This window comes from Bacillus sp. NMCC46 (assembly GCF_002998465.1).
In the GTDB taxonomy this organism is placed as follows: Bacteria; Bacillota; Bacilli; order Bacillales; family Bacillaceae; genus Bacillus.
The window spans coordinates 252,689-276,192 of record NZ_PVQZ01000001.1 but is presented as its reverse complement, the minus strand read 5'-3'; the positions used below and the strand labels follow the sequence as shown (position 1 = coordinate 276,192).

Below are 23,504 nucleotides of genomic sequence, written 5' to 3'. Positions count from 1 at the left end.
TTTGGTATGATGGTACTACTGAAAACTTAAGTACAGAAAGGAAACAACTGACGTTGAATGAACATGAAATGACAGAAAAAGCGATCCTTGTCGGCTGTCAATTGCCGCATGTCACGGATGAACGCTTTCAATACTCAATGGAAGAATTAGCTTCCTTAACCAAAACGGCTGGCGGTGAAGCTGTCAGCGTAATGACGCAGAAGAGAAATAGACAAGACAGCGCAACATATATCGGTAAAGGGAAAGTAGAAGAGCTTGAAGTGCTTTGCGAGGAATTCGAATGTGATGTCATTATTTTTAACGATGAACTGTCTCCAAGTCAGCTGAAAGCTTTGGCAACTGCCTTAGATGTGAAAATTATCGATCGTACACAATTGATTTTAGACATCTTTGCAAAAAGAGCTCGGACAAGAGAGGGGAAGCTGCAAATAGAGCTTGCCCAGCTTCAGTATGCCTTGCCAAGACTAAGCGGACAAGGGATCAGCCTCTCAAGACAAGGCGGCGGAATTGGCGCAAGAGGTCCAGGTGAAACAAAACTTGAAACAGATAGACGCCATATTCGAAACCGTATTCACGAAATTAATGGGCAATTATCTACAGTCAAAGAACACCGTACAAGATACCGGGAACGCCGGAAGAAAAATGGGGTGTTCCAAATTGCCATTGTCGGATATACGAATGCCGGAAAATCTACTTTGTTTAACCAATTAACAGATGCAGATAGTCATGAAGAGGATCTGCTGTTTGCGACACTTGATCCAATGACACGTAAGATGACATTAGCATCTGGCTACAGTGTGCTGATTTCAGATACCGTTGGTTTTATCCAAGACCTTCCAACAACACTCATTGCGGCATTTCGTTCCACTCTTGAAGAAGTGAAGGAAGCTGATTATTTGCTTCACGTCATTGATTCTTCTAATGAGGATTACGAAGGTCACGAACGGACGGTTCATGAGCTTTTAGAGGAATTAGAAGCAGATCGTATTCCAATGCTGACGGTTTATAACAAAGAAGATCAAATTAGACCGGATTTCATCCCATCTTCAAAGCATCGTCATCTGTTAATCAGTGCGAGACGCGAAGAAGATGTGAAACGATTAAAAGCGGATATTATGGCAGAACTGAAACAAAACTTTTTAAAGCCATATCATGTGAAGATTCCAGCGTATGAAGGAAAGCTCATCTCCGCATTAAAATCAGAAACGCTTGTAGAATCACTAGAATTTCAAAAAGAAGCAGAACTTTATGACATCACTGGGTTTAGTGGTGAGGAGCAGACCATATTAGGTCAAATCAAGAAGTATATGTTGTAAGAAAGGAATTAAATCAAGATGTTTCATACATTAAAACACGGCAGTATTTTAGAAAAAGTAGCAGCAGAAACAGAACAAGACATTTTACACGTGCATCAGCAAATTGATCAAAAGAGCGAACAAAATGAGTGGCGGGTGCTTGAAAGCTACCGAAAGCATAGAGTCAGTGACTCTCACTTTAATCCGACAACTGGTTACGGCTACGATGATATGGGAAGAGATACATTAGAAAAAATTTATGCGGATGTCTTCGGGGGAGAAAGCGGCCTCGTGCGTCCGCAGATCATTTCCGGTACACATGCGATTTCCATTGCGTTATTTGGTGTGCTGAGACCTGGCGATGAATTGATCTATATGACAGGAAAACCATACGATACGCTAGAAGAAATTGTAGGGATCCGCGGCAAAGAAGGGACAGGCTCATTAAAAGATTTCCAGATTGATTACAAGGCCATTGATTTAAGACAAGATGGATCCGTCGATTATGACAAAGTAAAAGAGTCAATCTCCTCTAAAACAAAAATGATCGGCATTCAGCGTTCGAAAGGCTATGCGTCAAGACCCTCCTTTACAATAGAAGAAATCGAGCAAATGATCTCATTTGTAAAAGAGATCAATGAAGAAATCATTGTGTTTGTGGACAACTGTTATGGTGAATTTACTGAATTACAAGAGCCATGTCATGTGGGAGCGGATCTTATGGCAGGTTCCCTTATTAAAAATCCAGGCGGCGGCCTTGCCAAAACAGGCGGCTACATCGTTGGAAAAGAAAAATGGGTAGAAGCTTGCTCTTATCGAATGACATCTCCGGGCATCGGCAGTGAAGCGGGTGCATCGCTGTATGCGCTCCAGGAAATGTATCAAGGATTTTTCTTAGCACCGCATGTTGTGGCTCAAAGCTTAAAGGGCGCAGTGTTCACGGCTCGTTTTCTTGAGAAGCTCGGATTCCAAACGAACCCAGCGTGGAATGCGAAAAGAACGGATTTGATTCAATCAGTCGAATTTGGCGATCCTAACAAAATGATTGCGTTCTGCCAGGCGATTCAATATGCATCTCCGATCAACAGTCACGTCACACCGCATGCGAGCTATATGCCGGGCTACGAGGATGATGTCATCATGGCAGCGGGCACCTTCGTCCAAGGAGCTAGTATCGAATTGTCAGCCGATGGACCGATCAGACCGCCTTATACAGCCTACGTTCAAGGCGGACTCACGTATGCCCATGTGAAAAATGCGATTTGCAGTGCTGTGGATGCCTTATTAGAACAAGGTTTTATCGACATACCTGCTCAATAAAAAAATCCATGTTAATATTCCTAACATAGTGTTGACACATAATATAACATGACATATAATAAATTTAAGCAAAGAGGAGGAGACAGTTGAGATGAGTGATAACATTCGCCGCTCAATGCCTTTATTCCCAATTGGGATTGTCATGCAGCTAACAGAATTATCTGCAAGGCAAATTCGCTATTATGAGGAAAATGGATTAGTATTTCCAGCAAGAAGTGATGGGAATCGCCGATTATTTTCTTTCCATGATGTTGATAAATTACTAGAAATTAAAAACCTCATCGAACAAGGTGTAAACATGGCAGGAATCAAAAAACTTTTTGCCAAAGCTGAGGCAGAAAATCCAGCGTCTGACACAAAGACCGAGGAGAAAACCACAGCCAAGCACAACTTGACAGATGATGAACTCAGGAAGCTACTGAAGAAGGAACTCATTCAGGCTGGACGTTTCCAACAAGGAACGACCTTTAGGCAGGGGGATATGTCAAGGTTCTTCCGTTAACGAATTAGCAAAAGCATTGCTATACAATTTTACCTTTTGTAGGGGAGGAGTTTTACGAAATGGCAAAATACACAAGAGAAGATATCGTAAAATTAGTAAATGAGGAAAACGTAAAGTACATTCGTCTGCAATTTACAGACATTCTCGGAACGATTAAAAATGTTGAAATTCCTGTGAGCCAGTTAGAAAAAGCTCTCGATAACAAATGTATGTTTGACGGTTCATCTATTGAAGGCTTCGTACGTATTGAAGAATCAGATATGTATCTATACCCAGATCTCAACACATTTGTTATTTTCCCTTGGACAGCAGAAAAAGGTAAAGTTGCACGCTTTATTTGTGACATTTACAAGCCGGACGGGACGCCATTTGATGGAGACCCACGTAATAACTTAAAGCGTGTCTTAAAGGAAATGGAAGAACTAGGATTTAGTGATTTCAACCTTGGGCCTGAGCCAGAATTCTTCTTATTTAAATTAGATGAAAAAGGCGAACCAACGCTTGAACTAAACGATAAAGGCGGATACTTTGACCTTGCACCAACAGATCTAGGCGAAAACTGCCGCCGTGATATCGTGCTTGAGCTTGAAGAAATGGGCTTTGAAATTGAAGCATCTCACCACGAAGTAGCACCTGGACAGCATGAAATTGATTTCAAATATGCTGGCGCTATCCGTTCTTGTGATGACATTCAAACGTTCAAACTCGTTGTCAAAACGATTGCGAGAAAGCACGGTCTTCATGCGACATTCATGCCAAAACCATTGTTCGGTGTAAACGGTTCTGGTATGCACTGTAACCTATCATTATTCAAAAATGGCAAAAACGCATTCTTTGATGAAAAAGCAGATTTACAATTAAGCGAGACTGCTAGACACTTTATCGCAGGTATCGTCAAGCACGCAACAAGCTTTACAGCGGTCACAAACCCAACGGTTAACTCTTACAAGCGTCTTGTACCTGGTTATGAAGCACCTTGCTACGTTGCATGGAGTGCACAAAACCGCAGTCCATTGATCCGTATCCCTGCATCACGCGGCATCAGCACACGTGTAGAAGTGCGCAGCGTTGACCCATCTGCAAACCCATACCTTGCACTAAGCGTATTACTTGCAGCAGGTCTAGACGGAATCAAAAACAAATTGGACGCACCAGCACCAATCGACAGAAACATTTATGTCATGGACAAAGAAGAGCGCCTTGAAAACGGCATCTCTGACCTGCCTGCAACACTTGCAGAAGCACTTGAGTTACTGAAATCAAACGAAGTCATGATCAACGCACTAGGCGATCACCTATTCGAACACTTCATCGAATCAAAAGAAATCGAATGGGATATGTTCCGCACCCAAGTGCACCCATGGGAACGCGATCAGTATATGTCTCAGTATTAATAAAGAAAACCCCTTGGAACCAATGGTTTCAGGGGTTTTTATTTTGGTCAAATTATATTCAGAAAAGAAGAAAACGATGTGTAAACCTATGTTTAAAAAGAGAATTAGTGTTCCTAAAGAAACTGTTTTAAAGTTATTTCTACGCCACCAACTTCAATATCACTTCTAAGCAATTCTTTATGTTTTGAAGCAGCAACTTGCGCTTCTTTTTGTACTAAATTCACCTTTAGAAAGCTCTGTTACTTCTTGTGTTACAGGATCCATATGTTTAATTCTGTACTGCCATGTCGTTCCTCTTTTAATGCACTCTACATAAAACATACCTTTTATAGATAAGTATTTTTGCATTTTGCGGGATACCGAAAACTTTTAAAATGAACACTTCGACTTTACATATGTTGTAAATGCCATGTTAAAATTATACAAAGTAAATGATAGCAAGGGGGTAATGGGATGTCAGGTTTGATCTCCTCTGTAGATGTAGCAAACACACTCAACAAATGGTATTTACATATTAAAAAGAGGGAAGTTTCACAAGCAGTAGAGTTGAGGGATGAGATTCAAGAAATGTTAGGCGAAATGGAAGAAAATCAAGATGTTTTACTCTATTTCAATATTCTTGATTACAGATTTAAGGTACTTATGGAAGATTTAGTGAGGCAACCAACAATAACAGAAAGTGAAAGAGTCAAAACAGATGACATGCTAAGGTTTTACTTTTATCTTTTCAAAGGTATGTATGAGAGTGCAAAGAATAACTATTCAGAAGCTCTAGTCCTATTCAGAGTAGCTGAGAGACAATTGGACAAGGTACATGATGAAATTGAAAAGGCTGAGTTCCATTATAAAATTGGCACACTCTACTATTTCAACAAGGTCACGCTCCTTTCTCACCATCATCTACAAACAGCCAAGGATATCTACAAAGGTCATGAAGGCTACAGCATACAGACCATAAACTGTAATATGTTGTTGGCACTGAATTTGATTGATGATGGTAGACTAGACAAAGCTGAAAGAATGCTTTTGGAGTGTGTCGATAGACTGATTGAGAAGAATGATAAGAGATTGTTAGCGTTGGCTTATTATGATTTAGGATTTCTCAAAATTCAGGATGACCACCATATAGAAGCAATTGAATATTTCAACAAAGCAATTTCCGCAGATGATCTAAAACAGTCAGCTCCTGTTTCTTACTTACAATGTGCGTATGAATTTGCAAGATCAAGCTATAAATCAAATCAGTTGGATCAGGCAATAAGTTGGGTTGCTGAGGGGAAAACCTTTTCTAAAGAACAGCAGAACACAAACTTTATTTTGAAATTCAATATCCTTGAGAAATGTTATACAACACCACGGGAAAGCTATGAGGACATCAAGAAAGGGCTATATCTTTTGGAAGAAAGAAAAGCATATGTTGATTTAGAGGCATTAGCTCCTGATGTTGCCTCCATATATAAAAAGTTAAATCTTTATGAAGAAAGTAACTACTTCTTGGAATTGGCTTTAAAATCTTGTACGCTTATAGGAAAGGAGGTCATATGATCATGAAAAAAATAATGGTGATTATTACTACTGCTTTGCTGATAGGTACAATACTTGGAATGCCTATTTTACAACATACCCAGGCAGATGCTAAAAGTGATATAGTGTTACTTTCCTCAAGAGGTGCAGGATCATAAATGGATGGTTTGAATCAACCTCTACAGACCAGCTCCGGGGTTGAATGGTTAAAAATAGATAAATTGGATTAAAGTATAAGACTCCTTATGGTATTCTAGTAAAAGAATATTCCATAAAAGGAGTCTTTTTTATATGAAAATATTAGATGCTCCATCTTTACTATCAGCTGTCGAACAGAGGTCAAAGGCGTATCATGAGCTTCAAGAAGAAATGAAACTTGTGAAAAAAGCATTAAAAAGTGTATCGGGATTAGGTGACGAGTTTACTGGAAAAGGTGCAGATAATATCAAAGCTTTTTATAATGATCTTGCACTATACACGGACACTTATCTTGATTTTATCGATATGCAAAAGGCTTTTTTAGATGGAGTGAAAGGAAAGCTTGATGATGAATCATTAGGCGGTAGTACATTTATTGACGAGCACTTCTTAGACGCTCAATTGAAGCAAGGCATTCAGAACAATAAAGATATGGTGAAGGAACAAAAAGAAGCCCTTACGGCTATTTTTGACGATATTAGTGATTTGATTGAATTGCAGACATTTTCCAGCAAAGAGGTAGACGAGCACTTAGATGATGCGAACAAAAAAAGAAAAGATGCAATTGAGGCTGTACATACATTAGATCATGCCCTAAAAACAGAATACGCAAAATCAGAAGCGATTGAGAAACATCTTGCAACTTTTTATACAAAAATGATGGCTGCTACAGGAAAAGGTAAGAACGCTCAGCCCATGTATTATGATGCAAAAGCATTTCACGAGACAGATGTGTACAAGAATCATGATAAAATCGATGCTCAAGTGAAAGCATATTTAAAATTAAAAAAAGAAGAAAAAGAGAAACGAAGAATCAAAGAATTGAAAGAAAAGCTCAATGATCCATCAAACATGTCAGTGGATCAATACTTTGAGATTGTAGACGAAATTGGATATGAAAATCTTTCTTACGATCAAAAAATGTATTACAGCCAGCTGCTTCAAATTAAAGCGCAGGAAGAAGCATCAGAGGTATTCGTTGATAGTGTAAAAGGTGCTGCAGTGGGTCTATATGATGTGGCCAAAGATACAGTAGTTGGCATCTACGATCTTGTAACAGACCCTGGAGGTGCCGTTGAATCGGTCGTAACGGCTGTTTCTCATCCAATTGAAACATCGAAAGCAATTGGAAAATCAATTTCAGACTCATTCCAAAAAGAAGTCATAGATGGTGATGCGTATTCTCGGTCACACTGGTTTGCCTATGCGACTGGTTCTTTAGCAGAAATCGTCTTTGGCTCTAAAGGGGCAGGAGCCATTACAAAAACAGGGACAACAACGGCCAAAACTACAGTGAAGAAAGGGCTTGAACAAGGAGCAAAATCATTAGACAGAGTCTCCATTCCTAGCCTATTGCCATATTCACCAAAGTTTCAAATGGCTGGCGGACCCAAGCTGCCGTACAATGTATTTGACGGAGAAAATCTTAAAAATAAACTCCTCTCCATGGCAAAGCGTCTAGACAACAATTCAGGATACGGAATCTCTAAGACAGGCAGACGATTACCAGCACCAAAATCACCGCCAACCGTTGTCAGTTACGGAGATCACTATGTGAGATGGAAACGTAAAAAAGTATTAAAACCCAATGTCGTTTATACAACTAAACAAGGCTACACCTACACAACAGATCACTACGGACGGATTGTCAAAGTCGAAGCAAGTGATTTAAAATATGGAGAGGTCAAAAGAAACCAATATGCTCAGTCCAATTCAGGAAAGCCTGATCGATTACTAGATGATGATGGAGGTCATTTGATTGCCTCTATTTTTAAAGGGTCTGGGGATATTGATAATCTCATACCTATGAATTCACAGATCAATCGAAGTGGTGGGAAATGGTATCAGATAGAACAAGAGTGGTTAGCAGCCTTGAGGAAAGACCCACCTAAACATGTAGAGGTTAGTATTCGGCCTATCTATAAAGATGATTCATTAAGACCTGAAAGTTTTGTAGTGAGATATAAAATTGGAAAACGTTCCGTTCGTGAAACTATTAAAAATCAACCTGGAGGTTAATACTAGTGGAATCAATAGAACAATATTATAAAAAAATTGCAGAAGCAATTAATGAAATTATACCATGTGATTGGGATAAAGTTTGGATGTACGCTGAAATTCTAGATGATTCAGCTGGAATTACTTTTTATTTTACTGAACCTAATAATGAAGAATGTGTTTATGGACATGATATTCCAGAAAGATATAGAGTAAGTGACTCTACTTATGACCATTTATTAGTTGAACTCAGTGAAGTCTTTGAAGATTTGAAAAAGGAGTATATAAAAAATGGTTTAGGAGCTTGGACAACAGCTACCCTTCAGCTGGAGAAGTCAGGGAAGTTTTCAATTGAGTACGGCTATGAAGATATTCTCAATATAGGGCTTTATGGCATTCAGAGAATAGAGGTTTGGGAATATGAAACATTCGGCATTCTCCCTGAAGATGAGGAAGATAAAGAAACTGTGTTAAATTATATAAAAAATAAAAATAACAGCTAACACACATTACCCTCCAATTTAAGGAGGGTTTTTGTATGACTGTATTTTATATATTTCATAAAAACCTCATTCCCTTTATCGAAACCAATAAACCGTCACTTCACAATCACCCAATACCTCTTCAATCATGTCTTCAACAATCGTCCAATCCCCGCCCGCCAATCCGCAGCCGATCCCGTAAGGAATGGCGATGGAAGTTTGGTTTTTCTTTTCATTTGAATGGGTTACTGTGTCTTTTAGGCTTTGTAAGCAGCTGCGTAAGGCATCGTAGTCCGTTTGCATTCTTTTTCTACCGTATCCAGTTTGAGCAAATAAGTTGGCAATTGTTTTTCCGTCATTAGTTGTAATGAGTTGAACGGAGCTTAACAAGTCATCTCCTTGTTCTGTACATAATTGTTTATACTTTTTGTATACATTGGGGTATTTGCTTTTGATTTGTTTGGCTAATCCAGCGCCCATGACCCCTTTACAGTTCACCTGATGACAGAGATGTCTTCACTTGCCTCTAAAATGTTACCATCCACTGTTTTGATCACATCAAGTAACCCCTTTTTAATAAAATGCAAACTTATGTTCTATTTTATCAGTTTTGATCAAATTATTTAATAGCAAAAATGCTTTTTATGAGTTTCGTTTATTTGAAGACACTTCACAACAACTTGATTGTCAAAGCAGGTGCATGTCATCTAAAATATGGAGAGACTAGAAAACACGAAATGATGCAAAGAGGAGTCATTTATGAATCAATTAGAAACGAATCGTTTAATTCTTAGACCGTTTTGCGAAGAAGATGCGGCAGGGATGCTGGAGTACTTGTCTAATCCAAGAGTAAATTGTTTTCTTAGTGATCGAATTTTTTCATTAGAAGAAGCTGTGGCTAAAGTGCAAAAGAGAAAAGAAGATCATTCATATGTAGCGGTTTGTTTAAAAGAAAGTCAACTAATTATCGGTGAGTTGTTTCATTTAAAAGAGGAGCCTGATACGTATTCAATCGGCTGGAATTTCAATGCAGCATATGAAGGAAAGGGGTATGCACGTGAGAGTGCTGAAGCATTCTTGACCTATTTATTTGTAGAAAAGGGAGCAAGGCGGCTTTATGCCTATGTAGAAGATGATAATGTCCGTTCACAGGCATTATGTGAGCGATTAGGCATGCGGAAAGAAGGCCTTTTTCTTGAGTTTATTTCATTTACTACTTATGAGGACGGCACCCCTAAATATGAAAACACGTATCAATATGCTTTGCTAAAAAAGGAATGGGAGCAGCATCACTCTCTATAGAGCACTCAGTGAATGATGTGCAGGTGACAGCAAAGTGACAAACATGTCATATGATTCCATGGTTTGTTCGTTCGATCGATGGAGCGGTCATCTCATTTCAATTATCCTTGTCATAAATCGAGGAAAAAGGGATGAAATGAGATGCAGGGATTTAATGAAAATTTATTTAGGTGGGTGAATCAGCTCAGTATCGATCATGGTTACTTGAATCCGTTATTCATTGGACTAGCTGAATATACAGTGCTGTTAGCAGCGCTCATGTGTCTGTTCATATGGTTTCAAAATCGGAGCAGAACCAATAGGCGGGTGGTCGTATCTGCCGGATTTACTTTCATATTGGCAGAGTTAATTGGCAAAATTGCAGGAATTTTTTATTCCAACCAGCAGCCCTTTGCCGAAATGAGTCATGTCAATCTTTTGATTCAAAAGGAAGTAAATAACTCTTTTCCGAGTGATCATACCATCTTTATTTTTTCTGTTTGTCTGATCTTTTGGCTTTTTCACAAACGCCATGTTTATTGGCTGATCATTGCGTGCGCCGTTGGTTTTTCAAGGATTTGGGTAGGTGTCCATTATCCATTTGATGTCTTAGCAGGTGCTGTCATGGCGTGTTTAACAGCGGTCGCTGTTGTATATTTGCCGATATGCCAAAGGAGCGTTAATACCATTTTGTCATGTTATGAGTGGCTTGAGCAGAAAGTTGTAAGGAAGAGAACAAAATAACATGTTGCAGCAAAATACCCCGGTCTGTTAATGGCTCAGATCGGGGTGCTTTTTATTTTCGCCAAAACGTTGAACAATCCGCTTTGTCTTCGATATTAAATTCGATGATTTTTTTTAGGAGAGGATAATCAACTGGCAAGCTTTCCTTCATGCGAAACATCTTTTTTCCATGATCGTAACCCGCTTGTACAATGTCAGCTGAAAAGTGATCGATTCCTTTACCTTCTGGTGCGACAGAAATGTGATGTTTTGCTACGCTAAACCCAATAATAAATGTGCCGTGGTCTGTGAACATGGGCTGATTCCAAGCAATTCTTGGCTCTAATTGAGGGAATGTGTCTAAAATCCATTGTAAAATGTCTTGTGTGCGCTGCTTCAGCTTTGGATTACCGATATTGCTTACATATTCTTCAAACACATGCATGATGTTTTATCCTCCAATTCCATCGACCTCATACGTCTCAGACGGGATTCGAACCCGGTAAGCATAGATTAGGGGCAACACCGCTTCCCTACGGAATTTCACCTGTCTCAGTGTGCTTTTTGATGCTTCTGAAACCCTTACCTTGCGGCTCGCCAGCTATAATTCGTTTTACAGTGCTCTAGCCTTCTAGAGCTGCTGAGGCGCGGAAGTTATTGATCTTATTATATATAGTAAAATGCTAATAGGGTTATTGTAAAGAAAAACCTATGTATAAAGAGATTAGGGAGATTAAACCAAAATATGCTCCAAAATTAACTATTACAAGGTATATAATGAAATCGGTATGAGTGAAAGATTGTATACACGTTTAAAAGCAAAGACTTTCCTAGACCTGGATTATGCTCTCAATGAGGTTTAATTTAAAGCACCCATTTAGAGGAGTTTGACTTTGAAGTAAAAAACGACCCCAAAATTGGAAGTCGTTTTGTAAATATTTTTATTTTGAAACAAAGCATTTTCCGTTAGATAATACTTCGCATTTTACAAGGAAATAACTGTTACTACTTGTCCAAACTTGAGTGTAACTTACCCCATTTTGTTTAATTAATACGTAATCCCACTGATCAGGATAAGCATCTCTGACCCACTCTAACGGAGCAGCACTTGCAGTATTCATAGAAAATAACATTGTTGCAGAAAAGGCGATAGATAATACAGCTTTTTTTAATGTTGATTTTTTCAAACAAAACAACTCCTTAATTTGAATTAACCTATTATTTGTAAATAGGTTAATTCAATAGTATCAAAGAGAAAAAGCATTTTGTGTCGAATTTTGTAAAAATACCTTAAATTTACCTATTTATATAAGGTGATAATTTTCACAATGTATGAATAAACCTTTTAACACTTTTAAAGCTTTATTGATTTGTTTTTTTATTTGCGTATAACTGGCGTCGTTTTTGGCGGAGCATGACGTAATATCGTATTATGCGATAGATGAATTGAACAGCTTTTAAAAGTGACTTTTCGTTCGGTAAATTTTGCGATTAGTTCCATGGGTTCTCTTTCTGCCGCTGATCTTTACGCGAATCGCACAAAATAGTCAAAGGCACATATGATAAAAGACCATATGGATTTGTATACAGCATTGAATTGGGCTGATAGAAAGTGACAAACCTGTTGATGAGTAAACTGAAAGAGATAATTAATCAAACAAAAAATGAAGGCTTTACTCACAAACGTTCAATGAGTTCTCCTTTTTTGCTCATCATGGAAAATGGGGAACCTTTCTACTCCTGGGTGTTCGTTGAAAGAAGTGTGTTTAATACTTGCTATTTTTCTTTAATTTCCATCAATGAAGAACAGAATTGTGTGGTATTAGAGCTCCTTGTTCCATGCTGCATGAGGTCGACTTGCTGTCAGAAAGTCTTGTATCGATCCAGTTCAAAGATCCTTGTTGATCTTTCTTTTTTATGCGGAATGATTGAAGCAGAGCTGCCAGTATATGATGCGCTCATTTTAAAGAACATAGAACCTCACCACCTCCTTCTTGATTTTTCAACATCCCCCAGTTCGGTTGAAATCTGGCGTAATGGAACAAGATTACTAAATACAGCAACAGTGGTTTTGCATCATCATGATGATCAAGAAGTGCCAGTTTCTATTACCATTCAAACAAAAAAAGCATGTCATGACATATGTGTCCAAAAAGGAGAAAGTCGATCGATTACTGTAAAAGATATGATGTTGATTTTAAAGAAACAAGCCACTGAAAACGTGCAAGCGCGCTTAGACATTCAATTAAACATGGTACAAAGGAAAAAAATAAGGCTTTGAGTCTGGGATAATCGCACAATCTTCATAGAACACTAGATCATAGTCTATCAAGAATAGGTTGAAGGAGGGTTAAAATGGCTATTTTAGGCGGGTGTAGTAATGAGCAAACAGGCTTTGTGAATGATGCGGTATGCTTCACAGTCGATTTAGCAGCAGCAGCGGATCCAGTTGTCGTCTGGACGGATGGAACACCATTTGTCATAAACGGGACCATTATGGTGGAAAACAACGGAATCGTGGCTGTAGCACCAACTGTGACATTAGAGGTCAACGGTGCGGCTGTTCCAGATTTCACTGTACCTCCAGGAGAGAGTCGATCCATTACGCTCAGTGATCTTAACTCCATTGGGATTGTAGCTACTGGCGGGACCTCGACTGGAAGTATTGTCGTTTCTTTTTCTCTCAATTATCAGTATTAGTGTGTATGTCTTAAAGATTCCACAGTTTGAAAGAAGTGAGAGGCATGTGCGCCCAACTTAATATGTGTGGAGGAATAACAGGTCCAACGGGAGCAACCGGCCCGACCGGAGTAACCGGAGCAACAGGTCCAACAGGATCAACCGGCCCAACAGGTCCAACAGGATCAATGGGATCAACCGGCCCGACCGGAGCAACAGGTCCAACGGGAGCAACCGGAGTAACCGGAGTAACGGGTTCAACAGGAGCAACCGGCCGGACCGGAGTAACGGGTTCAACAGGAGTAACAGGTCCAACAGGAGTAACAGGTCCAACGGGAATAACCGGAATAACGGGTCCAACCGGAGTATCCGGAACAACCGGATTAACCGGCCCGACCGGAGTAACGGGTCCAACAGGAGTAACCGGCTCGACCGGAGTAACGGGAACAACCGGATCAACGGGCCCAACAGGAGTAACAGGTCCAACGGGAGCAACAGGATCAACCGGCCCAACCGGATCAACAGGAGTAACAGGTCCAACCGGCACAATTGTGACCGCTAACTCAATGTACGCGTCCAATACGGCGGGAAGTACAGTGCTTGTTGTCATAGGCGGGACAGCGGTTTCCTTGCCTAATAATCAGAGCTTAGATGGTTTTACGGCAAGTGGTGGAAATACGATTTTTACAGTGCCTGTCTCAGGCCGCTATTTCATCACATATCAAGTGAACACAAGTGTAGCGCTGCTTGCCGGAACAAGGATCATTAACAGCGGATCTGCCATTCCTGGTTCTATATTAACACCCGCTTTATCGGCATCTACCTACAACGTATCACTCATTACAACACTTGCAGCAGGTAACCAGATTTCTCTCCAAATTTTCGGTTTAGTCGCAGCAATAGTGTTACTTGGGGGAGGATCGGTTGGAGCGGCACTTACTATTATACGATTGGAATAAGGACAAAAAGCCCCCAAAAAAGGGCTTTTTCATTTCATTACGAGATGATTGGTTACTTTAAAACCGAAAAAAGGCGGAATTTTTACACAAACATCATTGACTAGAAGAAAGAAACGCATTTTCAATGGAAACGGTTATTGAAGATTCGAGAGATTCATATTAAAATGATCTCAAATGGACTTAATTAGCAATTGCTAATAGAAGTTCCATATTTAGTGAAATCATGTGATGCAGCTGAAGGTGATTGGGGGTGTAGAATGAGCAAGATTCCTGTTGCGGAATTGGCATCATTATTAAATGACTGGAACATGGAAATCAAAAAAGATCATGCAGATGAGGCAGAACGGTTATTTGCTAAAGCGAAACAAGCGGTAGAGGAAATTGACGATGCGGACATCCTTATGTACTATTCTCTTCTTGAGAAGAGGCATCACATTCTCATGTACAATTTAAGAGGGCAAAAGGGCAGTGTTTCAACGAGAAGTATAGAAGGTCATCACGGGAAAAAAGAGGATGACTTGTCTAACCGACTTGCCTACTATTTTGATTTTTATGAGGGTGTGTATGAGCAGCATCAAGGAAATTACGAGGTTGCATTGCAAATGTATCAAAGTGCTGAAAAGCTCTTAGATAAAATTCCAAGTGAGATCGAACGTGCTGATTTCGATTTTAAGGTGGCCTGGCTTTACTACCGGCTTAGTCATATCATGCTCTCATTAAGCTATATCCGCAGAGCACTTCACGTCTATAAACGGCACAAGCATTATGAAAGAAGAACAGCCCTTTCATACTCTCTCATTGCGGCGAATCAAACAGAGATCGGCCGGTATGAAGAGGCGCTTGAAAATTATCGCCTGGCGGAAGAGGTTTTGACAAGCGAGCAGGATGACTTTATGCTGGCTCAGCTCCATCACAATGTAGCCATTTTATATTCATTTTGGAACAAACCGAAAGAATCAATACGTCATCTTGAAAAAGCACTGTCCCATCAAGAATATTATGAGTCGGATTTCTTTTTCCATTCTACGTATCTGATCAGCCGGGAACTCTGTGTGATTGGTGAAAAGCAGCGTGCAAGCCAATATATAGAGGCTGCGTATGCCAGAATAAAAGATGCTTCTCATGAAGTGTTTCAGCTGAAAATAGGCATCGTCCATGACCTTTACTTAACGAATGCACCACAAAGATTTCAGCAAATTGATGAGAAATTAAGAAAGTTAGAAGAGAAGAATGAATATCATGAAGTAAAAGAGCTTTCACATTTTGCTGCTAAGTATTGTGAAAAGCAAGCACTTTATGAGCAGTCTGTTTTTTACTTGAACAAAAGTTTAGAAGCGGATTTACATATGAAAAGAATGGGGTTGATTTAAGATGAAAACAGGTTTAAAAGTATTATTCGTTGTAGGTTTAGCGATCGCTGCGTCAGTTCTGACTCAAAACGTTGCGGGTTCTTTCGAAGTAGCAGAAAAAATCATTGGTGGTTAATCCACCATTTATCTCTCGCCCTTGTTGATCATCGTCAGCAAGGGTTTTTTGTATGTTGTTAATAGGCTCTTCTTATTAAACGCTACAAGAACGTTTAATAAGAAGAATTCGCAACAAAGGGGGTGTGCAAATTTGTTACCTGCCCCATTATTCTAAATAAACATAGGGCAGCGCAACAAGTTAAAAAGGTCACCTTTCTTTGCTTAATTTAATTTTTTGCAGGACTTTTCATTCACATTTTATCAAATTGGTCTATTGTACATAGAAGTAAAAGAAAAAGTCGGAACACCGCTCCATTTGTCATGCATATGATGTGATGAGTTGTTAGACGAAAGCAGGTGATTGTATGTATCCACGAGTTTATGGAGGTTTTCATGGAGGCGGTTTTAGCGGTGGGGGAGCACATATCGGATCGGTTGGTTCTCATATCGGCTTTGGCGGGTATTATGTGAGCTCTGGTGTGTTTTCTGGTTTAGGCGGTTTCCCTGGATACGGGGGATTCGGGACATTTTCTGGATATCCGTATGGCTCCACGTTCATTATGGGGCGTCCTCCTGGTTTTTATGTGAGAAGTTATGAGTGAACGTTGAAATAGCCATCTAACGATTGGCTATTTCAATTGGTGAAAGTGCTTCAATGCAGCAGTGATCACAATCACCCCAAGGATAGAGATAGGCAGCCAAATGATGATAAACGGGTCGTACGCATCTGTGTATGCCGCTAAAGCGGCACCTAGGCAGTAAAAGACAATAGAGCCTATTCGCATGAAACTGACATGCTGTATAGGAGCTTTTCTTTTTTCCCGGTGTGAAATGCGCTGAGCCAAATCTTCAAATAGGTTAGCGAGTGTACTCGTTAGAACCGTTGTGGAAATGCCAGCCACATTTAATTTGCGGGCGGCCGCTGTCTGCAGGCCCATGGCCATACTTAAAAGGATAATGAGCATAAAATAAGCACCTTGTGTATAAGGGAAAATGGTCATGAGAGCAAATAGAAGTAGTATCATGACTTCTATGATAAAGATACGTGTAACGGCTTTTGGCCAAAACGTTTTCTCATGCTTTCCGCCTATCACAACAGCAAGTAAAACCCCTAGAACGAATCCACTCAGTGCAGTGATGGAATGAAGGGCTGTTAGCTGCAAGGAGCTTCCTGCTGCAATGCCAAGCAGCACAATATTACCTGTCATATTGGCTGTAAACACATGCCCTAGGCTCAAATAGCCAATCACATCTACAATACCTGCGGAAAGGCACAAGAAGATTAGTGCTGTATTTCGAAATGAATGTGCGGTCAAAATGGTCATCCCTTTCTTACTCTCTAATGAATAAGTGTAACGCTTAATGACCGCGTATGTCCATCTTATGTGCCGGTATAATGTCTTCAAGCCGATGTAAGACTTGTCTGAAAGTGTCATCATTTACAAGATGCCTCATACGGCGGAATGGATCTCCTTTTTCCTTTAGACGCTCTATAACAGCTGGCATGGTAAACAAAGAAGGATGAAGGCCATCGTGATGGAGTTCGCCCCATTCAAGCGGTGTCGCTACAAGTCCAAGCTCATTTCCTCTTGGTGAATAGGGCGCGATGATTGTTTTTCCAGCATCGTGCTGAATATAGTCTAAATACAAGCGATTGCCGCGTTTTTTCTTAAGACGTTCTAAAGTAAATAGCTCAGGAGCTTGTTCACATAAAAATTGGCATATAAACGCGGTGAATGATCTCGTTTCTTCGTATGTGAAGGCATTTTTCTTTAATGGAATATACACTTGCAGTCCTTTACCGCCGCTTGTTTTAATAAAGGCTGTAAGAAAGAGCCCGTCTAAAAGCGCTTTGATTCGCTTGGCAGCTTCTATGGCTAGATGAAACTCGTTAACAGATGGCGGGTCTAAATCAAAGACGATTTCGACCGGCCGGTCCGTATCCCTTGTTTCAAAAGGAATATGAAATTCCATCGCAAGCTGGTTACCGAGCCAAAGAAGCGTCTGAGGGTCATTACAGACCGTGTAAGCAATATCATCAACTTGATCGGTCAACACAAAATCTGGTGCATAATCAGGTGTCGACTTTTGATAAAAGAATTCATCCCCAGCGCCATGGGGGAACCGAATTAAAGTAAGTCGTCTTTCACGTAAAAAGGGCAAGAGATAGGGAGCCGCTTGTCTCAAATAAAGTAAGTAATCTGCCTTGTTCAGATGAAGAGCCGGCACAATCGGTTTTTCAGGATGAGTGACGTCAATCACGGCAGGGAGCGGATACAGCTGTTTGAGCATTTGCTGAAACGTACACGCTGCTGGGTCAGTATCTAGTAAAAAGGAAGAAAAACGCGGCTCTCTTAAGGCGGATCCATCAAAGGATATACAAGCAATGCTGGCGACGATAGAAGGAGGGATTTCATATCCTGATGCTCCTTTTAGCTGGCCTTTTGTTTGAAAGAGTGTACGCAGCGTTTGTTCTTCTTCTTTAGAAAACCCATGCTTGAATTGGACAACCTCGGTGAGATGATGATCTTGATAAATACAGCCTTGGAAATAGCCATTTTCTTTATCAAAACGAGTCACAATGACAGAGACATAGCGCCAGTTTTTGACTTTCAGCCATTCTTTTGACCGGGTATTGTCGTGCCATTTACTCGTCTTTTTTTTCGCAACGAGTCCTTCTGCTAAATACGTCGTCATCAGCTTTTTCATATATTCATGATTTGTGTCTGTATGAATAAGTTGAAGAAGGGAAGGGTGCTCCAGCTGAACAGATGGCGGAAGTTTTGCTTCTTGGAAAACTTGCTGTAACTGTTTTTTCCTATCCATCAACGGTAAATCAACAAGGGATCTCCCTGTACATCTTAATAGATCAAATGCAATCAAATGACATGGAAACCGCTCAGCCTGCAGCTTAATAGCCTCTTTGTTTTTCAGCCTGCCTCTTTGCTGAACCCTCGCAAAATCGCTTTGCTGTTCATCCAGTAAAAAGACCAATTCCCCATCAAACGTAAGTGGTAAAAAAGGAGCAAACTGGTCCCTTAATTGTTCGCACTGTTCAATAACCTCAGGAAACTGTTCGTTTAATCGTTTTCCGGATCTACTTTCTAAATGAATCTCGTTTTCCTCCCACATCAGGATGGTCCGAAAGCCATCATATTTTAATTCATACACCCAGTCTGAACCGGTAGGAATATCATGTGCCGCCGTTAATCGCATAGGTTTCATTGTCATGTCACTTCCTCATATGATGTGTTCTTAGAGTGGGATGAAATTTTCATTCGCATACATAAGTCTAACGAAAACATTACATAGTAAGGAGAAAAGAACGGAGGCGACGCGATGCATACAGTTTGGAAAGGCGGCATTAGCTTTGGACTAGTCAATATTCCAGTTAAGCTGTTTACTGCTACAGAGAACAAAGATATTAAGTTAAGACAGCTGCATAAAGAGTGTCACACGCCCATTAACTATAAAAAGGTTTGTGCCAACTGCGGGGAAGAGGTGGCACCAGAACAAATCGTCAAAGCGTACGAGTATGCGAAAAATAAATTCATTGAATTAGACGATGAAGAGCTTGAAAAACTGCGAAAAGAAAATGAAGAAAAAGCGGTTGAAATCATTGATTTTGTGAAAATAGAAGAGATTGATCCAATCTATTATGAAAGAAGTTACTTTTTATCACCAGATACGGGCGGTGCGAAGGCTTATTCATTATTAAGAAAAGCTTTAGAGGAATCGGGAAAAATTGGTGTGGCGAAGATTATGATCCGCTCAAAGGAGCAATTAGCAATCGTTAGGTGCTATGAACATATTTTGCTGATGGAAACCATTCATTTCCCTGATGAAATTAGACAAGTATCTGATGTACCGAATATCCCCCAAGAGGAGAACATTGTGAAAAAGGAGTTAGATACAGCGCTCCTTTTAATCGAGCAGCTGACCACGACATTCGATCCAGCGGCATATCAAGATGAATACAGAGAACAGCTGATGAACTTAATTGGCGATAAAATATCTGGAGAACATACGGTTCAGCCAGAAACGACAGGCAAAAAAGATCCTGCATCCAATGTGACTGATTTAATGGCGGCTCTACAGGCTTCAATCGATCGATCAAAACCAGCCAAAGCGAAAAAAGCAGCACCTAAAAAAAGAAAAGCACCAGCGAAAAAAGAAAAGAATGCATAAGAAAAGACCGCTTACGGGCGGTCTTCACTTTCTTCTTTTCAGCGTGATAGAAAACCTTTGAAGTCTAGGAAGGACGAGCACCGGAGCGGAGCGAATTTGACATTCGTGAGCACCGAAGCGCAGACCTGACAACGAATGCGAGGGTTTGCCTACACGCTGAGACCGCTTACGGGCGGTCTTATTGCGGCTTTAACACGTCCTGAATTGTTCCATCTTTTCTGTGGATAACAACAGAAGTCCCTTTATTAGAAGCAATCTCCTTTGCCCGGTCAATTGCTTCTTGTTTCGTTTCTTTGACCTCACTTGCTCGTTTCGCTTTCTCTGTCTGAACCGCCCAGCCTTCTTCGTGCTTGACGACATGCTGCGCATGATCCATGAGCTCTGGTCGTGCAGAGCTGCTGCCCTTAGAAGGTTTGACAGAACCATGAGATGAGAAATTCTCTATCTCTTTCTCCGTTGCGTTTTTCTTCCACTCTTTCGCTTGACTGATCGCAATTGGGATGGCTCTATTTTCGTCATAGCCTTCCTGTATCATTTTGTTGGCAATCTCAAGCGCTTTTTTTCGAATGACGTTGTCTAATGATTTAAATGAAGCTGGATAATCGTTCATCGTCCAAGGCATATAAACCGCTCCTTTCTTTTATTTGAACACCTTCCCCCATCTGCAATGGATCAAACATATCATTCTTCTCAAACCAATGAATGGGATAAAATACATCGTTTTGCTGAGGCGGAATCTCATCAAATCCAGGAGAATAGAAGGGAGAAAAGGAGTGGTTTTGATGATGATAAAAGGTTTGTATGAAGCCCATTTACCTGTGAGTGATTTGAAGGCATCTATTGCGTTTTATGAAAAATTGGAATTGACACTTGCTCACGAAAATGAACGAGTTGCTTTTTTATGGATTGAAAAAGGAAAGAGCTGGCTTGGCTTGTGGAAAGTAGATATAAATGCCTTTCCATACCATCCCTCGACTCGGCACGTTGCCTTTCAAATTACAACGTCCAGTATCGAACAGATCAAGGCTTGGCTTGTTGAAAAAGGCATCAGTATTCACCCAATGTTTGGTTTTTCAGAAGAGGAACAGCCTTTAGTTCTGGATAATCCGCCGCAATTTCATGCAGCGATCTATTTTCTTGACCCAGATGAGAATTTGCTTGAATGCATTGCCCCGCTTGAACTTGATACAGCAGAAGACTACGATATCATGACATATGAGGACTGGGATAGAAAGAAAAATCCGTTTATTGATTGACAAAATCACTCATTGTAACTATATTGATTACAACGGTGGTGAAAGGTTGTGAAACAAATTAGCAGCAGGTATCCGATTGCTGTTCATATTTTGTCATTTATTGCAGGTGTTCCAAAAGAGTGTACAGGGGATTTTATTGCGGAAAGTGTGAATTCAAATCCAGCCATTGTTCGAAAAATGATGGCAATGCTCAAACGGGCGGGACTTATTGAGATACGCCGCGGAGTAGGCGGTGCTTACTTAAAAAGGCCGGCAGAGGAAATCACGCTGTTAGATGTGTACCGTGCTGTCGATGTAAGCGAGGATGAAGATTTATTTAACTTCCATCAGCCAGTCATCGCATGTCCGATTGGTCAAGCAATGGATACAAGACTGAGGAGTGAACTAAAAGAAGCTCAGGCAGCGCTTGAAAATCACCTCAAACAAGTGACCATCCAGCAATTGTTGACAGAGTCAGAATAAAAGAAGCTCAGGCTGAACTTGAGCTTTTTTTACACCAGTTGTTGTAATCGAGATGGTTATAACGAATAAACGGATACGTAAAGCTGTACCAAAACATCACCGTCGAATCACAAAATGAGGAGGTCAAACAAATGAAGTTATTAGTAACAGGCGCAACAGGACAACTTGGATCGCTCGTCGTCCAGCATTTGCTTACAAAGGTACCGGCTGAACAAATTGCGGTCAGTGTTCGAAACCCGCAAAAAGCAGCACATTTGAAGGAATCTGGGGTGGATGTACGCCACGGAGACTTTACTCAGCCAGACACCCTTAAGGCAGCCTTTCAAGGCATTGACCGTCTTTTGATGATTTCAACTGCAGAAGGAGACCGCGTGCAGCAGCATACGGCTGCCATCCAAGCGGCGAAAGCAGCTGGTGTATCCTTTATTGCTTATACAAGCGTTGTGAGTGCAAGAGAGAGTCAGCTTGTCCTTGCACATGACCATGCAAAAACAGAAGAAGCGATTGTGGCCTCTGGCATTCCTCATGTGTTTTTAAGAAACAATTGGTATGTAGAAAACGAAAAAGATACGATTCTAGCAGCCGTTAGCGGCGCACCATTTTTAAGTCCAATTGGTGATGGCAAGGTTGGCTGGGCAACAAGAAATGACTACGCAGAAGCGGCCGCAAATGCGTTAACACTTCCTGTACATGACCAGGAGATATATGAGCTGTCAGGACCTCTTCGGACGCATACTGAACTTGCACACATTGTCAGTGAGGTAAGCGGAAAAGAGATCAAAGTCGAGCAAATTGATGTCGACACATTTGGAGAATTTTTAGCTTCAAATGGTGTACCAAAAGAAGCTGTGCCATTTGTCAAAGCCATTCAAAGCGGCATTCGCGATGGTGCCTTAGCTGTTGAAAGCCGTGATTTCGAAACATTATTAGGCCGGCCCTTAACACCTATCGAAGAAAGAATTCGTGAATTGATTTCAAAATAAATCTTCTCAAGCGCCCTTAAAAGGGCGTTTTTTATGCAGATTATGCTTTATGCATCATTAAATTCCTCTTCAACTATAGTCCTGTCAATGTAACGTTTTTTTATATAAACAGATCGACTGAATGGTTAATTTCCCCCTTATTTTTTCTACTCCTACATCATCGAGGAGAACATGAAACCCAAATGATAATTTGTTTCATTTTTTATGAATGTATCAAACCTCAAACAACTAATGTAACCTTATACCCGTAGTAGTTAACAATTTTTCAATCAACAAAAATAGTAAAATAGTATCTTTTTTTCATATGATAATGTTGAACTCTAATTTTATTTATTGTAATATTAGATAATAATAGGAGGAGGTGGTAATTGTGGGAAAAATTAATAGTAAACATTCTAAAATCCTAGCCGCTTTTGGGATGGTCTTTTTATCTATTTTAGTGATGTTTGGAACTATTGGATCACCAGTGAAGTATAATCAAAACGAATTAAGTAATTCTAATATCCAGACTTTAGAGAAATCATCATTAGAAGTGAACCTTGCCAAAATCATTAATAAATATAGTAAAAAGACCACTTGGAACCAGGCTCAAAAAAAGGCGTCCAAAATTGTCAACATGGTGATGACGGGGTCTGACGTTGCTTCGGCAATATCTATAGTGCTAGGTGCCTTTTCATTTGGAACCGTAACGGCTATCGCTTGGGCAGCAAGGATGTCATTAAAGTGGTATATCAAACGAAAAGGTAAAAAAGCAGCTGTTACATGGTAAAGTAAAGAAGAGTAGTTATGATTCT

Annotated in this window: 26 protein-coding genes; 20 read left to right on the top strand and 6 right to left on the bottom strand. The window is 40.2% G+C overall.

Translation table 11 applies throughout. The features are described from left to right. Positions 1–53 precede the first annotated feature (53 nt). From hflX to C6Y01_RS01375, 8 genes are all read left to right on the top strand, one after another. Positions 54–1,316, top strand: a complete 1,263-nt coding sequence (gene hflX / locus C6Y01_RS01410; protein ID WP_050944939.1) for a GTPase HflX — start codon at positions 54–56, stop codon at positions 1,314–1,316. A gap of 18 nt (positions 1,317–1,334) precedes the next feature. Continuing rightward, positions 1,335–2,615, top strand: coding sequence for a methionine gamma-lyase family protein (locus tag C6Y01_RS01405; protein ID WP_095285197.1), 1,281 nt, complete (start codon positions 1,335–1,337; stop codon positions 2,613–2,615). Between the two features lie 91 nt (positions 2,616–2,706). Further along, positions 2,707–3,117, top strand: coding sequence for a MerR family transcriptional regulator (locus C6Y01_RS01400; protein ID WP_034662120.1), 411 nt, complete (start codon positions 2,707–2,709; stop codon positions 3,115–3,117). 59 nt (positions 3,118–3,176) lie between these two features. After that, complete coding sequence (glnA, locus tag C6Y01_RS01395) at positions 3,177–4,511, top strand: type I glutamate--ammonia ligase (protein ID WP_060596374.1); 1,335 nt, start codon at positions 3,177–3,179, stop codon at positions 4,509–4,511. Between the two features lie 453 nt (positions 4,512–4,964). Further along, positions 4,965–6,056: a Rap family tetratricopeptide repeat protein gene (locus C6Y01_RS01385; protein WP_034660747.1), complete on the top strand. Its 1,092-nt coding sequence runs from the start codon at positions 4,965–4,967 to the stop codon at positions 6,054–6,056. Positions 6,057–6,058: 2 nt separating this feature from the next. Then, on the top strand, positions 6,059–6,193 hold the full coding sequence (locus tag C6Y01_RS19240) for a hypothetical protein (RefSeq protein ID WP_262417204.1): 135 nt from the start codon (positions 6,059–6,061) through the stop codon (positions 6,191–6,193). A 133-nt stretch (positions 6,194–6,326) separates the two neighbouring features. Continuing rightward, positions 6,327–8,252: a T7SS effector LXG polymorphic toxin gene (locus C6Y01_RS01380; protein ID WP_106037746.1), complete on the top strand. Its 1,926-nt coding sequence runs from the start codon at positions 6,327–6,329 to the stop codon at positions 8,250–8,252. A 5-nt stretch (positions 8,253–8,257) separates the two neighbouring features. Then, positions 8,258–8,734 (top strand): immunity protein YezG family protein, encoded by a 477-nt coding sequence (locus C6Y01_RS01375; protein WP_106030926.1) that lies wholly within the window; start codon positions 8,258–8,260, stop codon positions 8,732–8,734. Between the two features lie 75 nt (positions 8,735–8,809). On the opposite strand, the gene C6Y01_RS01370 is transcribed toward C6Y01_RS01375, so the two are convergent. Further along, on the bottom strand, positions 8,810–9,193 hold the full coding sequence (locus C6Y01_RS01370; protein WP_262982081.1) for a macro domain-containing protein: 384 nt from the start codon (positions 9,191–9,193) through the stop codon (positions 8,810–8,812). 279 nt (positions 9,194–9,472) lie between these two features. Here C6Y01_RS01370 and C6Y01_RS01365 point away from each other — a divergent pair, with 279 nt between their 5' ends. Both C6Y01_RS01365 and C6Y01_RS01360 read left to right on the top strand, forming a co-directional pair. Next, positions 9,473–10,015, top strand: a complete 543-nt coding sequence (locus C6Y01_RS01365; protein WP_034660750.1) for a GNAT family N-acetyltransferase — start codon at positions 9,473–9,475, stop codon at positions 10,013–10,015. A gap of 141 nt (positions 10,016–10,156) precedes the next feature. Next, the gene (locus C6Y01_RS01360) at positions 10,157–10,738 is read left to right on the top strand and encodes an undecaprenyl-diphosphatase (RefSeq protein ID WP_106037745.1); all 582 of its coding nucleotides are present in this window, start codon (positions 10,157–10,159) and stop codon (positions 10,736–10,738) included. Between the two features lie 52 nt (positions 10,739–10,790). Here the strand turns inward: C6Y01_RS01360 and C6Y01_RS01355 are convergent, their stop codons facing one another. Beyond that, positions 10,791–11,162 (bottom strand): iron chaperone, encoded by a 372-nt coding sequence (locus C6Y01_RS01355; protein ID WP_034660752.1) that lies wholly within the window; start codon positions 11,160–11,162, stop codon positions 10,791–10,793. Between the two features lie 496 nt (positions 11,163–11,658). Then, a complete protein-coding gene (locus C6Y01_RS01345) occupies positions 11,659–11,904 on the bottom strand; it encodes a hypothetical protein (protein WP_034660753.1) in 246 nt (81 codons plus the stop codon). Between the two features lie 440 nt (positions 11,905–12,344). On the opposite strand from C6Y01_RS01345, the gene C6Y01_RS01340 reads away from it, so the two are divergent. The 5 genes from C6Y01_RS01340 to C6Y01_RS01320 all read left to right on the top strand — a co-directional run bounded on the left by C6Y01_RS01340 (position 12,345) and on the right by C6Y01_RS01320 (position 16,423). After that, positions 12,345–12,998, top strand: coding sequence for a CotZ-related putative spore coat protein (locus tag C6Y01_RS01340; RefSeq protein WP_034660754.1), 654 nt, complete (start codon positions 12,345–12,347; stop codon positions 12,996–12,998). A gap of 74 nt (positions 12,999–13,072) precedes the next feature. Further along, positions 13,073–13,417, top strand: a complete 345-nt coding sequence (locus C6Y01_RS01335) for a DUF3992 domain-containing protein (protein ID WP_034660755.1) — start codon at positions 13,073–13,075, stop codon at positions 13,415–13,417. Between the two features lie 44 nt (positions 13,418–13,461). Beyond that, positions 13,462–14,355, top strand: coding sequence for a BclA C-terminal domain-containing protein (locus C6Y01_RS01330; RefSeq protein WP_106037744.1), 894 nt, complete (start codon positions 13,462–13,464; stop codon positions 14,353–14,355). Between the two features lie 257 nt (positions 14,356–14,612). Continuing rightward, positions 14,613–15,725 (top strand): response regulator aspartate phosphatase, encoded by a 1,113-nt coding sequence (locus tag C6Y01_RS01325; protein WP_060596408.1) that lies wholly within the window; start codon positions 14,613–14,615, stop codon positions 15,723–15,725. Between the two features lie 461 nt (positions 15,726–16,186). Next, on the top strand, positions 16,187–16,423 hold the full coding sequence (locus C6Y01_RS01320) for a hypothetical protein (RefSeq protein ID WP_095285201.1): 237 nt from the start codon (positions 16,187–16,189) through the stop codon (positions 16,421–16,423). 27 nt (positions 16,424–16,450) lie between these two features. On the opposite strand, the gene C6Y01_RS01315 is transcribed toward C6Y01_RS01320, so the two are convergent. Both C6Y01_RS01315 and C6Y01_RS01310 read right to left on the bottom strand, forming a co-directional pair. Beyond that, positions 16,451–17,146, bottom strand: a complete 696-nt coding sequence (locus C6Y01_RS01315; protein ID WP_095285202.1) for a YoaK family protein — start codon at positions 17,144–17,146, stop codon at positions 16,451–16,453. A gap of 34 nt (positions 17,147–17,180) precedes the next feature. Next, positions 17,181–19,046, bottom strand: coding sequence for a DNA ligase D (locus tag C6Y01_RS01310; RefSeq protein ID WP_106037915.1), 1,866 nt, complete (start codon positions 19,044–19,046; stop codon positions 17,181–17,183). 114 nt (positions 19,047–19,160) lie between these two features. Between C6Y01_RS01310 and ku the strand changes: the two genes are divergently transcribed. Beyond that, on the top strand, positions 19,161–20,009 hold the full coding sequence (gene ku, locus C6Y01_RS01305) for a non-homologous end joining protein Ku (protein ID WP_106037743.1): 849 nt from the start codon (positions 19,161–19,163) through the stop codon (positions 20,007–20,009). Positions 20,010–20,187: 178 nt separating this feature from the next. Here ku and C6Y01_RS01295 read toward each other — a convergent pair whose 3' ends face one another. Further along, on the bottom strand, positions 20,188–20,631 hold the full coding sequence (locus C6Y01_RS01295; RefSeq protein WP_106037742.1) for a DUF2188 domain-containing protein: 444 nt from the start codon (positions 20,629–20,631) through the stop codon (positions 20,188–20,190). A gap of 160 nt (positions 20,632–20,791) precedes the next feature. On the opposite strand from C6Y01_RS01295, the gene C6Y01_RS01290 reads away from it, so the two are divergent. The 4 genes from C6Y01_RS01290 to C6Y01_RS01275 all read left to right on the top strand — a co-directional run bounded on the left by C6Y01_RS01290 (position 20,792) and on the right by C6Y01_RS01275 (position 23,479). After that, a complete protein-coding gene (locus C6Y01_RS01290) occupies positions 20,792–21,265 on the top strand; it encodes a VOC family protein (protein ID WP_106037251.1) in 474 nt (157 codons plus the stop codon). A gap of 48 nt (positions 21,266–21,313) precedes the next feature. Beyond that, positions 21,314–21,727, top strand: a complete 414-nt coding sequence (locus C6Y01_RS01285) for an Rrf2 family transcriptional regulator (RefSeq protein WP_095285206.1) — start codon at positions 21,314–21,316, stop codon at positions 21,725–21,727. A gap of 131 nt (positions 21,728–21,858) precedes the next feature. Further along, on the top strand, positions 21,859–22,710 hold the full coding sequence (locus C6Y01_RS01280; protein WP_095285207.1) for an SDR family oxidoreductase: 852 nt from the start codon (positions 21,859–21,861) through the stop codon (positions 22,708–22,710). 370 nt (positions 22,711–23,080) lie between these two features. Beyond that, entirely contained in the window at positions 23,081–23,479 is a 399-nt protein-coding gene (locus C6Y01_RS01275) for an uberolysin/carnocyclin family circular bacteriocin (protein ID WP_106037741.1), read from the top strand. Positions 23,480–23,504 lie beyond the last annotated feature (25 nt).

Excerpts from the sequence above, each read along its gene's own strand:
- C6Y01_RS01405 (WP_095285197.1), top strand. The coding sequence starts at position 1,335 with ATGTTTCATACATTAAAACACGGCAGTATTTTAGAAAAAGTAGCAGCA.
- C6Y01_RS01400 (WP_034662120.1), top strand. The coding sequence starts at position 2,707 with ATGAGTGATAACATTCGCCGCTCAATGCCTTTATTCCCAATTGGGATT.
- glnA (WP_060596374.1), top strand. The coding sequence starts at position 3,177 with ATGGCAAAATACACAAGAGAAGATATCGTAAAATTAGTAAATGAGGAA.
- C6Y01_RS01385 (WP_034660747.1), top strand. The coding sequence starts at position 4,965 with ATGTCAGGTTTGATCTCCTCTGTAGATGTAGCAAACACACTCAACAAA.
- C6Y01_RS19240 (WP_262417204.1), top strand. The coding sequence starts at position 6,059 with ATGAAAAAAATAATGGTGATTATTACTACTGCTTTGCTGATAGGTACA.
- C6Y01_RS01380 (WP_106037746.1), top strand. The coding sequence starts at position 6,327 with ATGAAAATATTAGATGCTCCATCTTTACTATCAGCTGTCGAACAGAGG.
- C6Y01_RS01370 (WP_262982081.1), bottom strand. The coding sequence starts at position 9,193 with ATGGGCGCTGGATTAGCCAAACAAATCAAAAGCAAATACCCCAATGTA.
- C6Y01_RS01365 (WP_034660750.1), top strand. The coding sequence starts at position 9,473 with ATGAATCAATTAGAAACGAATCGTTTAATTCTTAGACCGTTTTGCGAA.
- C6Y01_RS01360 (WP_106037745.1), top strand. The coding sequence starts at position 10,157 with ATGCAGGGATTTAATGAAAATTTATTTAGGTGGGTGAATCAGCTCAGT.
- C6Y01_RS01355 (WP_034660752.1), bottom strand. The coding sequence starts at position 11,162 with ATGCATGTGTTTGAAGAATATGTAAGCAATATCGGTAATCCAAAGCTG.
- C6Y01_RS01340 (WP_034660754.1), top strand. The coding sequence starts at position 12,345 with ATGAGTAAACTGAAAGAGATAATTAATCAAACAAAAAATGAAGGCTTT.
- C6Y01_RS01335 (WP_034660755.1), top strand. The coding sequence starts at position 13,073 with ATGGCTATTTTAGGCGGGTGTAGTAATGAGCAAACAGGCTTTGTGAAT.
- C6Y01_RS01330 (WP_106037744.1), top strand. The coding sequence starts at position 13,462 with ATGTGCGCCCAACTTAATATGTGTGGAGGAATAACAGGTCCAACGGGA.
- C6Y01_RS01325 (WP_060596408.1), top strand. The coding sequence starts at position 14,613 with ATGAGCAAGATTCCTGTTGCGGAATTGGCATCATTATTAAATGACTGG.
- C6Y01_RS01320 (WP_095285201.1), top strand. The coding sequence starts at position 16,187 with ATGTATCCACGAGTTTATGGAGGTTTTCATGGAGGCGGTTTTAGCGGT.
- C6Y01_RS01315 (WP_095285202.1), bottom strand. The coding sequence starts at position 17,146 with ATGACCATTTTGACCGCACATTCATTTCGAAATACAGCACTAATCTTC.
- C6Y01_RS01310 (WP_106037915.1), bottom strand. The coding sequence starts at position 19,046 with ATGAAACCTATGCGATTAACGGCGGCACATGATATTCCTACCGGTTCA.
- ku (WP_106037743.1), top strand. The coding sequence starts at position 19,161 with ATGCATACAGTTTGGAAAGGCGGCATTAGCTTTGGACTAGTCAATATT.
- C6Y01_RS01295 (WP_106037742.1), bottom strand. The coding sequence starts at position 20,631 with ATGCCTTGGACGATGAACGATTATCCAGCTTCATTTAAATCATTAGAC.
- C6Y01_RS01290 (WP_106037251.1), top strand. The coding sequence starts at position 20,792 with ATGATGATAAAAGGTTTGTATGAAGCCCATTTACCTGTGAGTGATTTG.
- C6Y01_RS01280 (WP_095285207.1), top strand. The coding sequence starts at position 21,859 with ATGAAGTTATTAGTAACAGGCGCAACAGGACAACTTGGATCGCTCGTC.